Genomic DNA, 14,161 nt, shown 5'->3' on the forward strand with positions numbered 1-14,161 from the left:
GACCTGTCCGGGACGCCTCAACTCCCGGCGCACGCATGCGAGGTGACGTGGAGTCAGGGCACGTTCACCGATCCGCGAGCACTTCGCGGATCACCTGCCGGGCATTGCGGGCCATCGCCGGATTCGTCTCCCGGTAGTACGGCAGCGCGATGACGGCCTGGGAGAGGGTCCGCGCCCGGCCCCGGTCCCACATCGCGTCGTCCACCGCGAGCGCGTCCCGGAAGACCTCGCGCCCCTCGGCGGGGAGCAGGTTCCAGGCGGGGAACAGATCACAGGCGGGATCGCCCGCGCCCGCGCACCCGAAGTCGATCACCGAGACGAGCCGGCCGCCGTCCACCAGGAGGTTGCCCGGCATGAGGTCGGCGTGCAGCCACACCGGTGGACCGTCCCAGGGCGCGGCCCGCAGCGCGGACCGCCACACGGCTTCCACCGCGTCGCAGTCGATGCCCTCCTGCGGGATGCCCCTCAGTTCGCCGATGGCCCTACGGGTCGCTTCGTCGAGCGAGGCGAGCGGTCCGCCCCGGTGGGCGGCGGGCGCGCCCGGCAGCGTGACGCGTCGCATCGCCGCCACGAACCGCGCCAGGTCCCCGGCCAGTGCGACGGGGTCGTCCAGCGCCCCGGCCTCGGGGTTCCGCCCCTCCCGCCACTGGTACACCGACCACGGCCACGGATACGCCGAGGTGGGCTCCCCGCGTCCGAGGACGTCCGGGACGGGAACGGGCAGCAGCGGCGCGAGCCGGGGCAGCCACTCCTGTTCCATCAGCACATCGCCCACACTGCCCGGTGCCAGCGGCAGCCGTACGACCATGTCGTCGCCCAGCCGGTACATGGCGTTGACGGTGCCACCGGAGGCGAAGCGCTCCACGCCCAGCCCCGCCCACCGCGGGAACTGTCCGGCCACCAGCTCCCTCACGTGACCGGTGTCGAGGGGGTGTTGACCCGGTCGCGTTCGCTCCGCGCTCATGGGCGCCATCCCATGTCGAACAACGGCGCGCGTCAAACGACTTTCCACCGGGTTCACGCCGGCCGCGCCTGTCAGGGGCGAGAACAGGCCGATGGGAGACGGCCCTCTTTTCACGATCTCCTTGTTTAAGATCCGCCCGATGGGCCAGGCGTACCGGTGTCGGACAACGCTGACGAACGCATGTGGAGGTCATTCCATGTCGAGTGACGAGAAGGCCAAGGCGAAGACCGAGCAGGTCAAGGGCAAGGCCAAGGAGGCGATGGGCCGCGTGGCGGGCGATGACAGCCGTACCGCGGAAGGCCGCGCCGACCAGGTCAAGGGCGACGCCCGCCAGGCCAAGGAGAAGGCGAAGGACGCCCTCAAGGACTGATCGGCGGCCTCGGACGCACGGCGTCCGGGCACGCGCCGGAATACGGCGGCGAGCGTGGCGCGGGAGAATTCGCGCCACGCTCGCCGCCTTCCGGGACCGCGCGAGTGGACCGGGCGAATATGGCCCACCGCGTTCAACTCCGCCGGAATCGCCGCCGAGTTGAGCGCGCCACGTCCACGCCATGTGCCGCGACCCCGCTGCGGGTCCTCGCGCCTCGGCCGTTGTTTCGCGCCACTGACCCCTTTCCTATTTCCCCTTTGCCATTTCGACAATTTCTGTCCTGCCAATGAATGAGAGACGCCGCGTGCTGAGCACCGAGGATCATCAGCCTGAGCCGGAGGCAGTCGCCCGGCACCGTCCGCTGTTCCGGGCGATCCACCGCAGGCGCAACCCCGCCCTGCGCCGCTCCGACATCACCGTCACGGACGAGGCCGCCGTCAAGCGCGCGGTCAAGGCCACGGCGCTCGGCAATGCCATGGAATGGTTCGACTTCGGCGTCTACTCCTACCTCGCCGTGATCATCGGCAAAGTCTTCTTCTCCGGTGCCGGCGACACCATGCAGGTCATCGCGTCGCTGGCGACCTTCGCCGCCGCGTTCCTGGTCCGGCCGCTGGGCGGCATGTTCTTCGGGCCGCTCGGCGACCGCGTCGGCCGCAAGAAGATCCTCGCGCTGACCATGATCATGATGGCGGCGGCGACTCTGTCCATCGGCCTGATCCCCAGTTACGCCACGATCGGTCTCTGGGCACCCGCGCTGCTCATCCTCTGCCGCATGGTCCAGGGTTTCTCGACCGGCGGCGAGTACGGCGGCGCCGCCACGTTCATCGCGGAGTACGCCCCCGACAAGCGCCGCGGGTTCTGGGGGTCCTTCCTGGAGTTCGGCACGCTGATCGGTTACACGGTGGCCGCTTCCCTGGTGACCGTTCTCACCGTGGTGCTCAGCGACGACGCGATGCTTCAGTGGGGCTGGCGCGTCCCGTTCCTGGTGGCCGGGCCGCTCGGGCTCGTCGGCCTCTACCTGCGGCTGAAGCTCGATGAGTCGCCGGCCTTCAAGAAGCTGGAGGAGGCGGGCGTCCCCGCCGCCGAGCGTGAGAAGACTCCGCTCAAGCAGATCCTGTTCGGCAACGGCAAGGCGATGCTGCTGTGCCTGGCGCTGGTCGCCGCCTTCAACATCACCGATTACATGCTGCTCTCGTACATGCCGACGTACCTCTCGACGATGGGGTTCAACGAGACCGGCGGCCTGATGGCCATTGTGGCCGTGATGATCGTGCTGATGGCGCTCATCAACTCGGTGGGGCGGCTCTCCGACCGGGTCGGCCGGCGGCCGGTCCTCATCGGCGGCTCGCTCGCCTTCATCGTGCTCGCGGTCCCCAGCTTCCTGCTGATCAAGCAGGGCAGCATGGTCGCGGTCTTCACCGGTCTGCTGGTGCTCGGCCTCGCCCTGGTCTGCTACATGGGCACCATGTCCTCGGCGCTGCCCGCGCTCTTTCCCACCGAGGCCCGCTACGGATCGCTCTCCATCGGCTTCAACATCTCGGTGTCCCTGTTCGGCGGGACGACGCCCCTGGTGATCCAAGGACTGATCGGCGCCACCGGCAACGACCTGATGCCCGCCTTCTACACGATGCTTGCCGCCGCGATCGGCCTCGTGGCCGCGATCGTCATGACGGAGACGGCGCGCAAGCCCCTCGAAGGTTCCCCGCCGTCGGTGGCCACCGACGAGGAGGCCGCCGAACTCGTGGCGGCGCAGCGCGGCTGACGCCGACACAGACAGCACGGACGGCACAGACGGCACAGACGGCACAGACGGCGCAGTTGAGGGGGCCACCCGTTTCCGGGTGGCCCCCTCAACTGTGCCGTCTCAATGCCGCCTCACGCGTCTCGACGCGGAACGCGTCGCGCGTTCACGCCCCCGCCTCGACCATCCCGGCGCGCAGCTTGGTCAGGATGCGCGACAGCAGACGGGAGACCTGCATCTGCGAGACCCCGAGCTCCTGGCCGATCTCGGCCTGGGTCATCTCCTGGCCGAAGCGCATGTCCACGATTCGTCGTTCCCGCTCGCTCAGTGCCTTCATCAAGGGGGCGAGCGAGTGCAGGTCCTCGACCTTCTCCATGCCGGGGTCGTCGGCGCCGATGCAGTCGGCGAGGGTGCGGCCCTTGGCGGTGGGGGTCTGGCCGCCGTCCTCCCCGTCGGGTGACATGTCGAGGGAGCCGGCGGTGTAACCGTTGGCGGCCACAAGCCCCTCTATGACGTCTTCCTCGCTCAGCTTCAGGTGCGCGGCGAGTTCCTTCACCGTCGGGTCCCGGTCCAGCTGGAGCGCCAGGTGTTCCTTGCCCTTGGCGATCTCGACCCGCAGCTCCTGAAGGCGGCGCGGGACGTGCACAGCCCAAGTGGTGTCACGGAAGAACCGCTTGATCTCGCCGATGATGTAGGGCACCGCGAAGGAGGAGAACTCCACCTCGCGCGACAGCTCGAACCGGTCGATCGCCTTGATCAGACCGATCGTGCCGACCTGGACCACGTCCTCCATGTCACCGGTGCCGCGATTGCGGAACCGGCCGGCCGCGAAGCGGACCAGGGACAGGTTCATCTCGATCAGCGTGTTGCGCGCGTACTGGTACTCCGGGGTGCCCTCTTCGAGCACCTGGAGCCGGTCGAAGAACAGCTTCGACAACTTGCGCGCGTCCTGGGGAGCGACCTTCGCCGCGTCTTCGATGTGCGGCAGCTCCTCCACGCCGTGGTGCGTGGGTGAACCCGTCGGCATGCCCGTCCGGTCCGTCCGGTCCGTCAGCTCCGGTCTCGTCACCTGCGCCGCCGCCATGGGGGTTCCTCCCTTGTCACCATCACCGAACTGTCGAAGCAGGCGTCTGCCCCGACCGCTCCGATTCATGCGCACGCGTGGTGCAAGCAATTGTTCTGGAGCTCCCACCGGTCCGAACTTGGCCGAAACGCACGGTTCCTTGCCCCGCGTGGCCCGAACTGTCGCTCGCTTTCGGCGCGTCGGCGGGGTCACCTGACGCCACCTCATCCGCGCCTCGCCGCCGCGCGGCCTACCTGGCCCGCACGGTCGCGAGCAGGGGCGTAACGGGTTGCAGCGGCAGTCCGACGCGGGGTGCCACCTCGGCTTGCGGCAGCTCCAGACGGAAACGCTGAGCGAGGGTGGCGAGTACGAGAGCGGCCTCGACCTGCGCGAAGCGTGCGCCCAGACACGTACGCGGACCACCGCCGAAGGGAAACCAGGCGTGGTCGGGCACGGCGTCCGGGGTGTCGGCGCCCCAGCGTTGCGGGCGGAACTCCCCGGGGCCGGGGAACCAGCGGGGGTCGCGGTGGGTGGTCCAGGTGCTGCACCACACGGTGGTGCCGACGGGGACGCGGGCGCCGCCCAGGGTCGCGCCCTCTCGGGCGACGGCGGGGATGAGCCACACCGGCGGGTAGAGCCGCATGGCCTCCTTGATGATCTGCCGGGTCCAGGTGAGGCGTTCGTAGTCGTCGATGGTGGGCGGCCGGCCCGCCAGCACCTCATGGAGCTCGGCTTCGAGCCGGCCCCGGGCCGCCCGGTCACGGGAGAGCAGATACAGGGTCCAGGTCAGGGCGGTCGAGGTGGTCTCGTGGCCGGCGGCCCAGAGGGTGACCGCCCCGTCGCGCACCTCCCTGAGCGAGAGCGGGCGGCCTTCCTCGTCGCGGGCCGCGAGGAGCCTGGTCACCAGGTCGTCGCGCTCACCGGCGCCCGGGTCGCGGCCGCGCCGCTGCCCGATGAGGCGGTCCACCTCGCTGTCGATGACCTCGACCGCGGCCAACAGGCGCCGCCGGGCGGGCGTGCGCATCCATCCGGGCAGGAAGAGCCCGATGCCACGTACCTCCGCCCCCACCTCCCGCTCCGCCACGTCCATGGCCTCGCCGAGCGCCCCGGCCTGCTCCCCCAGGTCGTTGCCGAACAGGGTGCGCAGCACGATCCGCTGCGTGATCAGCGCCATCTCCGCGCGGACGTCGACGCGCTCGCCGTCGCGCCAGCCGTCGACGGCCGCGCCCGCGCAGTCGACCATGGCATCGGCGTACGCGCGGACCTGGCGCGGCCGGACGGTGGGCTGGACCAGGGAGCGTTTGCGCCGCCAGTCGCCGCCCTTGCTCAGGATGACGCTCCGGCCGGTGATCTGTCTGAACGCCCAGCCGATTTCCAGGATCTCGTAGGTGTCCTCGCGCGCCGCCAGCAGTTCCTTGATGTGCTGGGGGTGGGAGATGAACAGGCTGCGCCGGGGACCGAGCGACCAGGTGACGGCGTCACCGAAGTCGTCCCGCAGACGCGTCAGGAACCCCAGGGGGTCCTTGCCGAAGGCGAGGAGGTTGCCCAGCGGCGGCAGGCCGCGGGGGCCGGGGACGGGGTTGAGCGGCAGCGTGGTTGCGGGCAACGGAACTCCCGGGATGAGGCTGGTGGGGCCAAGCTAACGGCTCCCTCCCCACCGTCCGGGCACGACAGGCATCGGATCGCGGGCGAACACCCGGCTGCGACGCGCACGGTCACGGCGTGCCCCGCGCCCCCGCGCGCCCCGTTCGCCCGCCTGTGCGTCGGCCCCTGGCAGCTGCCGTAGGGTGGTGTGGTCGCAGCAGAGTAAGCAGCCGGAGCAGAACAAGTTGAGCGTGTCCTCGTCCTTTCAGCCGGTCCTGGACCGCATCGCCGCCGAGATCGCGGCCACGCCGGGCCGGGGCCGTCCGGCCGACTACATCCCCGTCCTCGCCTCGGCCGACCCCCGCCGCTTCGGCATGGCCGTCGCCGAGCTGGACGGCACGGTGTACGGAGTGGGCGACTGGCAGCACCCCTTCTCCACGCAGTCCATCACCAAAGTGTTCACTCTCGCGCTGTGCCTGTCCCTCGAGGGCGACGAGCTGTGGGAACACGTCGGTCGCGAGCCTTCGGGCAACCCCTTCAACTCCCTGGTGCAGCTGGAGTACGAGGACGGCATCCCGCGCAACCCGTTCATCAACGCGGGCGCTCTCGTCGTGACCGACCGTCTCCAGCGGCTGACCGGGGACGCCGCCGAGACGCTGCGCGCCTTCCTGCGGGCCGAGTCCGGCAACGCCGCGCTCACCTTCGACGAAGAGGTCGCCGCGTCCGAGGCCGCCCACAGCGACCGCAACGCGGCGCTCGCCCATTTCATGGCGTCGTACGGCAACATCACCACCCCCGTCCCCGCCCTGCTCGACCAGTACATCCGTCAGTGCGCCCTCGAGGCGTCCTGCGCCGACCTGGCGCGGGCCGCCGGATTCCTGGCCCGCCACGGGATACGGGCCGACGGCTCGCACCTGCTCACCCGCAGCCGCGCCAAGCAGGTCAACGCGGTCATGCTGACCTGCGGCACCTATGACGCGGCGGGCGACTTCGCGCACCGCGTGGGCCTGCCGGGCAAGAGCGGCGTGGGCGGCGGCATCATCGCGGTGGTCCCCGGCCGCTGCACGGTGTGCGTGTGGAGCCCCGGCCTGGACGAACGCGGCAACTCGGTGGCCGGCGTGGCAGCCCTGGACCGCTTCACCACGCTCACGGGCCTGTCCGTGTTCTGACGCCTCCCGCGAGGCCCCGCCGCCCCACCTCGTTCCCGCCCGAACGCGCCCGCACCGGTGACGCGCGCCCCTCCTCTCCGACGCGCCCCAGTTGTACCTACTAGTATGTACACGCCCACGACCCGCCCCGACCGATCCCATCCGGTCCATGCCCCCAAGGGAGCCCTCATGCCATTCGTCCGCATCGACGCGCTCGGCGCCGACCACGCCCGTCTCGACGCGCTGGGCCGCGCCGTGCACGACGCCCTGACCGAGACGATCGGCATTCCGCCCGACGACCGGTTCCAGGTACTGACCGCCCACGACGGAACCCGCGGCACACTGCGCTACGACGACTATCTCGGCGTCCGGCGCGACGCCGGCATCGTGTACGTGGCGATCACCCTGCGCCGAGGCCGGAGGGCCGAACAGAAGCGGGCGCTCTACCGCCGCATCGCCGAGCTCGCGCACGCGTACGCGGGGACGGAGCCGCGCAACGTCTTCGTCACGCTCACCGAGAACGAGTCCATCGACTGGTCGCTCGGCAACGGGCTGGCCCAGTACTGCCCCTAGGGGGTGTCTGGTGGACCATGGCCGGGGGCGCGGCGTCTGGCACGGCACCTCGTGGCGTTACCGAATCGCCCCGATAGCTCCGCTATCAAGACGCTCCGGCGCCTTGCGATGCACCGCACCAGACGCCGCGCCCTGACCGACCCTGATCCACCAGACACCCCCTAGCCCTTACCTCCGACGTAATCGCGCTCCGACCCCACCCCGGGCCACAGTGGGCGCACGCCCCGCCGCGCCGGCGGATCGCGGCACCGAACGGGGAGGCTTCCATGCCGTACTTCACCACGCCCACCGACGAGACCCAGCTCCACTTCATCGACTACGGGCCGGGCGAGGGGCCCACGCTGGTCTTCGTCAACAGCGCCTACTTCGGCACCGAGATGTGGGAGTTCCAGATGCTGCCGCTCGCCGCCGAGGGGTACCGCTGCGTGGGGCTCGACCGCCGCGGTCACGGCAAGTCGCAGGACGTGTGGGGCGGCTACGACCTCGACACGCTCACCGACGACCTCGGCGCGCTCCTGGACCATCTCGGCCTGCGCGACGTCACCCTGATCGGCCACTCGCTCGGCGCGGCCGAGGCCGTTCGCCTCCTCACCCGGCACGGCAGCGGGCGGGTGGCGCGGCTCGCCCTGGTCGGCGGGATGGCGCCCGGCATCGTGCGGTGCGCCGAGAATCCCGACGGGCTGCCCGCCGGGACGATCGAGGCGCTGAACGAGACGTTCCGCAAGGACCGCGCCGCGTTCTTCGCGTCGGGCGCCGCCGGCTGCTTCGCCCTCGGGCTGCCCGGCAACGACGTCTCGGACGCGTACGTGGAAAACGTCATCCGGGACTGTCACGGCGCCACCGCGCGCGCCGCGACCGCCGTCCTGGCCAACTTCGTCACCCTGGACATGGCGGGCGAGGCGCGGAAGATCGACGTGCCCGCCCTCGTGGTCCACGGCGACCAGGACGCCTCCGCTCCCATCGCCCTCACCGGACGTCGCGTCGCCGGCCTGATCCCCGACAGCACCTTCAGGGTGTACGAGAACGCAGGCCATGGCCTGTACGTCACGCACGCCGATCAACTCAACGCCGATCTGCGGGAGTTCATCGCGGCCGCCTGACGTCCCGCGCCGGGCCTCAGACGGGTCGAGCGAGGGCCCGCCCCGGCCCTCAGGCGCCGCTCGGTGCGGCGGCCGGCTCCCGCGTCGGTACGGGCGCGCGCCGGGGCAGCAGGAACGGCGTGGCCAGCATGAGGACGCCGGCGACCGCGATCGCGGTGCGCGGCCCGGCCAGTCCCGCCAGCACGCCCCACAGCGCGGTCAGGCCCGCGGTGGTCGCCTTGCCGGTGACCGTCCACGCGGACAGGGTGCGGGCCACCACGTCCGTGCCGGTCTGTTCGAGCCGGTAGGTGGAGAACACCGGGTTGAAGACGCCGCAGGAGGTGATGAGACCGAGTTCGACGGTGGCCACGAGCACCAGCCCGACGACCCCGGGCCGCACCAGCACCAGGCCGAGGACCCAACAGGCGCGCAGCACCCCGCTGGTCATCATGACCCGGTGCTGCCCGAAGCGCGCCACGAGCCGGCGCGCGAGCCGGGCGCCGATGAGGCCGCCCACGCAGGGCGCGCCGAATGCCAGACCGTACTGCCAGAGCGGGAAGCCGAGCGGGCCGAGCATGAGCGAGGCGAGCGGCGGCATGATCGCCATGATCAGAGCGTTGACCACGAGGGTGTTGAAGAACAGCGGACGCAGCGTCGGATGGCGCAGGATGTGCCGCCAGCCCTCGATCAGGTCGCCGGGCCTGATCCGGGCGCCGGCGCGGGCGGGCCGTGCCTCGTCGCGGCCCATCGCCCGGATCCCGGACGCGGAGAGCAGATAGCTGACCGCGTCGGCCGTCACGGTGGTCATCGGCCCGAACAGCGCGACCGCGAGGCCTCCGAGCGGGGGCCCGGCCATGGTGGCGGTCCACATGGTGGATTCGAATCTGCCGTTGGCGACGAGCAGGTCGTCGGGCGGCAGGAGCGCCTTCAGGCACGCGCCGCTCGCGGCCCGGAAGGCGATGTCGGCCGCGCTGACCACGACCGAGACGATCACGAGCTGAGCGAAGCCGAGCCGGCCGAGCGCGAACGCGGCGGGCACGCTGAGCACCGCCGCGAACCGTACGAGGTCCGCCGCGATCATCACCGGCCGCTTGGGCCGGAACTCCACCCACGGGCCGAGCGGCACCGCGAGCAGCGCGCCCACCGCGAGGCCGCTCGCGGCGAGCGCGGACACGGCGGCCGGCCCGGCGTGCAGAACGATGATGGCGATCATCGAGAACGCGTCGAAGGCCAGCATCGTGCCGACCGTGCTGACTCCGTAGGCGGCCCACAGCCACCCGAACCGCCGCCCCAACGACCGTCGCCCGTCCACCCGCACACCCTCCGCCGCTCCCGTGGCACACCCACGGTGACCAGCGGGATCAAAGCGTCCGGCGCGCCGGCGAGTCAAACAACCGCCCGGCTTGGCGCCACAACCGGGCAGGCGCGCCTTGCCCGACGGGCAAAAACCGGACGGTCCGCCCCGGATGAAGACCATGGTGTCGACAGACTCCACGGCCGCCCTCCACAGTGGCCTCCTCAGCCTTCGTGACGATCGACGACGGCCAACACAGAGGAGTTCCCGTGACCACATGGGCAGGCCGCACGGCTGTCGAGATAGCCGACGCGGTGCGCCGCGAGGAGGTCTCGCCGCGTGAGGTGGTCGCCGATCACCTGGCCAGGATCGCCGAGGGGGACGGCCGAATCGGCGCGTTCCGGGTGGTGCGCGCCGAGGCCGCCCTCGCGGAGGCCGACGCGGTCGGCGCGCGGGCCGATCTTGCCGGCCTGCCGCTGGCGGGCGTGCCCGTGGCGGTCAAGGACAACGTGCCGGTGCGTGGTGAGAGCACGCGCAACGGTTCGGCGGCCACGTCGACGGAGCCGGCCGCCGCCGACCATGTCCTGGTGGCCCGGCTGCGCGCGGCGGGCGCGGTGGTGGTGGGCCTCACCCACGTACCGGAGCTGTGTGTCTTCGGCACCACGGACGGCGTGTACGGCATCGCCCGCAATCCCTGGGACCTGACGCGCACGCCGGGCGGCTCCTCGGGCGGCAGCGCGGCCGCGGTCGCCGCCGGGTTCGTGCCGCTCGCGCTGGGCAACGACGGCATGGGATCCCTGCGCATACCCGCCGCGCACTGCGGCCTCGTCGGCCTCAAGCCGGGAAGCGGCCGGGTCCCGCGCGAGCTCGGCGGCGGCTGGTACGGCATGTCGGAGAACGGCCCGCTGGCGACGACGGTGGCGGACGCGCGGCTGATGTTCTCCGTGCTCGCCGGCGAAGCGGCCGAGGACTTCGGGACGCGGACCGTGCGGTCGCCCGCGGGCGCTGGGCCGGGGGGTGGTGGCGAGGGGGACGGCGGTCAGGCAGCTCCGGCCTCCGCCAGGCTCGCCGTCGCGTTCTCGATGCGCAGCCCCATTCCCGGCGTACGGGTCGCGGCGCGGTACGCCGCCCTCGCACGCGAGGCGGCCGGGGCGCTGGCCAGGGCGGGGCACGAGGTGACGCTCGCCCACCCGCCGTATCCGCTCTCCCTGGGCACGGTCGTCCTCGCCCGCTGGACGGGTGGCACGGCCCAGGACGCCGAAGGCCTCGATCCCCGGCTGCTGACACCCCGCACCCGGCGCCACGCGGCGCTGGGACGGTTCGCCGCGCGGCTCGGCATGCTGCGGTCGGACCACAAGGCGGCGCTCAACCGCCGCCTGGAGCCGTTCTTCACGCGGTACGACGTGCTGATCACCCCCGCCCTCGCGCGTCGGGGCCCCGCGGCCGATGCCTGGCACGAGCGCGGCTGGCTGGCCAATGTGCTGGTCAACACCGCGTGCTCGCCGATGACCCCGCCGTGGAACCTGTCGGGACGGCCCGCCCTCGCGGTGCCCTTCGGTGTGTTGCCCACCGGTCTTCCCGGCTCCGTCCAGCTGGTGGGTCGGCCCGGCTCGGAGCACCAACTCCTCGATCTGGCAGCCCAGTTGGAGCAGATGCGTCCCTGGGAGCGCACGGCGCCCCTGACCGGTGGCGCGACCGCACCCGCTCAGGGTTCCTAGATGAATCTTCAATAGACCTTCCCCGCAGAGGAGTTGAGGGGTCCGGAGATGACCGGCGCCACGCGCGCGTGACATGATCATCTTCACGTTACCTGTCGGTAACGGCCACTCCCCGACCCGAAGGTCTCACCTACGTGCGCACGCTCACCAGACGCCTCCTGCTCCCCGGCCTGACCGCGCTCGCCCTGGCCGGCACGGGCTGCTCGGCGCCGGGTCACACCCCGGCGGCCGGGCAGGCGGGCGCCGACGTCCCCGCCTCGACGGCGCAGGACGCCCAGCAGCTCGAAGTGAACGCGGCCCCCCAGGGCTCGTCCGCGCCGACGCCGCTGGCCCGCACCCGTACCGGCACGAGCCGGCCGGAGAAGTCCTCGCTGAAGGTCGCCTCCTACGACAAGGCGAGCGGACGCGCCGTCATATCCGGCTCACCGCAGGCGCCCACCGCGAAGCCGAGCCACTCCACCGGGCCCGCCAAGCCGGTCGCCGTGGGCGACGTCATCGCGAGCGCACCCGCGCCCGGCGCCCCCGACGGACTGCTCGCCAAGGTCACCGAGGTCGTGGGCAGGACCGACCGCGGCACCGAGGTGAAGACCGCCGCCACCACCCTGGACACGGTCCTCAAGGACGACAGGGCCGACGGCCAGGTGGCGGTCGACCCGGCGTCCGTCACGGTCGTACCCCTCCTGAAGGGCGTCACCTTCTCCTGGGCCAAGGGCCAGGGCGTACGGTTCGGCCCGCAGGGCGCCAAGCTGGCGATGGGCAATCTGCGCCTGGACGTGAACGCGGCGGTGGACACCGCCAAGGACGCCCCCGCGTCGGCGGCCGCGTCGGTCTCCGGCTTCGTCCAGCTCGCTCCCCAGGTGGAGTTCGCCTACGACGGCGGCAAGCCGGGCGGCGCCGGCGTCCGTTCGGCATTCCTCGGCATGAGCGGTGACTGGTCCTCGCGGTGGGCGCTCAAGGGCCGGGCCGCCGCGAGCACGGGCACGCCCAAGAGGATCCCGTTCGCCAAGCTGCACAGCGCTCCGGTCATCCAGGTGGGCCCGGTGCCCGTCGTCGTCAACCTCGACCTGACCTGCTACGTGCAGGTGGAGGCCGACGGCCGGGTGACCCTCGACGTTCAGCAGGACGTCAAGGGCGACTTCCGTGTCGGCGGCGGTTACACCGCGGGCAAGGGCTGGGCGCCGGTCAGCACATCGGACGTGCACAGCACGCCGGTGAACGCGAGTGTGTCCGCCACAGGCAAGGTCAACGGAGCGCTCGGCGCCGAGGCGTCCGTCGGCCTGTACGGGGCCGTCGGGGTCACCGCCGGCTTCGCCCCGTACCTGCGGGGCGAAGCCGACGCCAGGGCGACCGCGTCCAGTGACGGCAAGGCGTCGGCCGCCGCGTCCTGGGCGGTGTACGGCGGCTTCGACCTGAGCGGCCGGCTCGAATTCCAGCTGGCCCTCTTCGGTACGCCGGTGATCGAGCACCGCATCCCCCTCGGCACCCTGCACCGCGAGTGGCCGCTCGCGCGGGGACACGCCGCGGGGTAGGGCCTCTCACCCGGTCCGGCCGGGCTCGCGGGTGGGCCGGACCGGGCTCGCCCGGCCGGGCGCCGGGCATCAGGCCGGACGCACGCCCGTGTGCACGGTGGTGGCCGAGAGCAGGAACGCGTCGGGCCGGTGCAGGATCCCCTCGGGGGATTCGGAGTCGAGCAGGACGTCGAGGGTCTTGCGGTCCTCCGCGTCCAGGGACTCACTCATCTTCTCGCGCAGCCGCGTCAGCTGGTCGTGCAGGAACTGGCGGCCCTGCTCACCCAGCGGGGCCGGCAGGTCCAGCAGAAGCGTGAAGCTGCCGGTCCGCACGAGCCCGGCCCGGCTCAGCATCGCGGGCCAGTCCTCGACCACCGAGGCGCTGCCCGGCAGTTCGGTCCGCATGATCTCGAACCAGTGCTCCTGGACGGCGTCGAGCCGCGCCTGGAACCCCGGCCTGCCGAGGCCGATGTCGCGCGGGAGGCAGCGCACGGGCAGCCCGCCCTCGGCCACGGCGAGCAGGCCGCCGGGGTTCAGCACACCGGCCAGCGCGTCCAACGCGCCCTGCTGGTCGCCGAGATGGTGCACGGCCTTGCTGCTCCAGACCAGATCCGCCCGGCCCACGCCGCCTTCCCCGGCCCCGTCGCCCTCCAGAGCGCCGGGCAGCTCCGCGTGCCGGGCCGACACCCGCGCGCCGACTCCCAGTCTTTCGGCGCGGGCCAGCGTGTGGTCAAGGAGCGCGGGCGCGCCGTCCACGGCGACGACCTCGGCGCCGGCGAATGCCTCGGCCAGCACGCAGGTCATCACGCCCGGGCCGCTGCCGATGTCGAGGACTCGGCGCACCGCATGTCCGGGATCCAGCAGTTCCCCCAGACGGGCAGCCGTTTGGCGCAGCACCGGAAGCTGGAGTTCACCGCTGTTCTCCAGATGTGCGGCCATCGCCTCCCAGTCGAGATCACCGTGGTGGTGCCCGTGCTCGTGACCGTCGCGGGGTGCCGAGTCAACGGCCGAGTTGTGGTGTGTGCTCATGTCCGGGAGCGTGCCCCCGCCGCACAGCACCGGCAACTATCGTTGCCGGTCCCGGGACGATCTGTTACGAAGCGTCTACTGCCGTGCCGC

The 14,161-nt window shown here is 71.9% G+C and carries 12 protein-coding genes; 7 read left to right on the top strand and 5 right to left on the bottom strand.

Annotation, left to right across the window (positions count from 1 at the left end; genetic code table 11):
* Nucleotides 1-64: 64 nt before the first annotated feature.
* Nucleotides 65-964 carry an aminoglycoside phosphotransferase family protein gene (locus ABR738_RS04525; protein ID WP_350228665.1) on the bottom strand — a complete coding sequence of 300 codons (900 nt, stop codon included), beginning with the start codon at nucleotides 962-964 and terminating at the stop codon, nucleotides 65-67.
* A 196-nt stretch (nucleotides 965-1,160) separates the two neighbouring features.
* Here ABR738_RS04525 and ABR738_RS04530 point away from each other — a divergent pair, with 196 nt between their 5' ends.
* Complete coding sequence (locus ABR738_RS04530) at nucleotides 1,161-1,334, top strand: CsbD family protein (RefSeq protein WP_350228666.1); 174 nt, start codon at nucleotides 1,161-1,163, stop codon at nucleotides 1,332-1,334.
* Between the two features lie 286 nt (nucleotides 1,335-1,620).
* Nucleotides 1,621-3,096, top strand: a complete 1,476-nt coding sequence (locus tag ABR738_RS04535) for an MFS transporter (protein WP_502964031.1) — start codon at nucleotides 1,621-1,623, stop codon at nucleotides 3,094-3,096.
* Between the two features lie 145 nt (nucleotides 3,097-3,241).
* On the opposite strand, the gene ABR738_RS04540 is transcribed toward ABR738_RS04535, so the two are convergent.
* Nucleotides 3,242-4,102: an RNA polymerase sigma factor SigF gene (locus tag ABR738_RS04540; protein WP_350234420.1), complete on the bottom strand. Its 861-nt coding sequence runs from the start codon at nucleotides 4,100-4,102 to the stop codon at nucleotides 3,242-3,244.
* Nucleotides 4,103-4,388: 286 nt separating this feature from the next.
* Nucleotides 4,389-5,744: a cytochrome P450 gene (locus ABR738_RS04545; RefSeq protein WP_350228668.1), complete on the bottom strand. Its 1,356-nt coding sequence runs from the start codon at nucleotides 5,742-5,744 to the stop codon at nucleotides 4,389-4,391.
* A 223-nt stretch (nucleotides 5,745-5,967) separates the two neighbouring features.
* Here ABR738_RS04545 and ABR738_RS04550 point away from each other — a divergent pair, with 223 nt between their 5' ends.
* From ABR738_RS04550 to ABR738_RS04560, 3 genes are all read left to right on the top strand, one after another.
* Complete coding sequence (locus tag ABR738_RS04550; RefSeq protein WP_350234421.1) at nucleotides 5,968-6,891, top strand: glutaminase; 924 nt, start codon at nucleotides 5,968-5,970, stop codon at nucleotides 6,889-6,891.
* A gap of 168 nt (nucleotides 6,892-7,059) precedes the next feature.
* Entirely contained in the window at nucleotides 7,060-7,443 is a 384-nt protein-coding gene (locus tag ABR738_RS04555) for a tautomerase family protein (RefSeq protein ID WP_350228669.1), read from the top strand.
* A gap of 266 nt (nucleotides 7,444-7,709) precedes the next feature.
* Nucleotides 7,710-8,543, top strand: coding sequence for an alpha/beta fold hydrolase (locus ABR738_RS04560; protein WP_350228670.1), 834 nt, complete (start codon nucleotides 7,710-7,712; stop codon nucleotides 8,541-8,543).
* A gap of 49 nt (nucleotides 8,544-8,592) precedes the next feature.
* On the opposite strand, the gene ABR738_RS04565 is transcribed toward ABR738_RS04560, so the two are convergent.
* Nucleotides 8,593-9,834, bottom strand: a complete 1,242-nt coding sequence (locus tag ABR738_RS04565; RefSeq protein WP_350228671.1) for an MFS transporter — start codon at nucleotides 9,832-9,834, stop codon at nucleotides 8,593-8,595.
* Nucleotides 9,835-10,085: 251 nt separating this feature from the next.
* Here ABR738_RS04565 and ABR738_RS04570 point away from each other — a divergent pair, with 251 nt between their 5' ends.
* Nucleotides 10,086-11,534, top strand: a complete 1,449-nt coding sequence (locus ABR738_RS04570; RefSeq protein WP_350228672.1) for an amidase — start codon at nucleotides 10,086-10,088, stop codon at nucleotides 11,532-11,534.
* A 134-nt stretch (nucleotides 11,535-11,668) separates the two neighbouring features.
* Nucleotides 11,669-13,063 carry a hypothetical protein gene (locus ABR738_RS04575; protein ID WP_350228673.1) on the top strand — a complete coding sequence of 465 codons (1,395 nt, stop codon included), beginning with the start codon at nucleotides 11,669-11,671 and terminating at the stop codon, nucleotides 13,061-13,063.
* Nucleotides 13,064-13,132: 69 nt separating this feature from the next.
* Here ABR738_RS04575 and ABR738_RS04580 read toward each other — a convergent pair whose 3' ends face one another.
* Nucleotides 13,133-14,071: a class I SAM-dependent methyltransferase gene (locus tag ABR738_RS04580; RefSeq protein WP_350228674.1), complete on the bottom strand. Its 939-nt coding sequence runs from the start codon at nucleotides 14,069-14,071 to the stop codon at nucleotides 13,133-13,135.
* Nucleotides 14,072-14,161 lie beyond the last annotated feature (90 nt).

Origin of the sequence: Streptomyces sp. Edi4 (assembly GCF_040253615.1) — a bacterium.
Taxonomy (GTDB): Bacteria; Actinomycetota; Actinomycetes; order Streptomycetales; family Streptomycetaceae; genus Streptomyces.

Bases quoted from the DNA above. Each gene is read 5' to 3' on its own strand.
- ABR738_RS04525 (WP_350228665.1), bottom strand. From the start codon at position 964: ATGAGCGCGGAGCGAACGCGACCGGGTCAACACCCCCTCGACACCGGT.
- ABR738_RS04530 (WP_350228666.1), top strand. From the start codon at position 1,161: ATGTCGAGTGACGAGAAGGCCAAGGCGAAGACCGAGCAGGTCAAGGGC.
- ABR738_RS04535 (WP_502964031.1), top strand. From the start codon at position 1,621: ATGAATGAGAGACGCCGCGTGCTGAGCACCGAGGATCATCAGCCTGAG.
- ABR738_RS04540 (WP_350234420.1), bottom strand. From the start codon at position 4,102: ATGCCGACGGGTTCACCCACGCACCACGGCGTGGAGGAGCTGCCGCAC.
- ABR738_RS04555 (WP_350228669.1), top strand. From the start codon at position 7,060: ATGCCATTCGTCCGCATCGACGCGCTCGGCGCCGACCACGCCCGTCTC.
- ABR738_RS04560 (WP_350228670.1), top strand. From the start codon at position 7,710: ATGCCGTACTTCACCACGCCCACCGACGAGACCCAGCTCCACTTCATC.
- ABR738_RS04580 (WP_350228674.1), bottom strand. From the start codon at position 14,071: ATGAGCACACACCACAACTCGGCCGTTGACTCGGCACCCCGCGACGGT.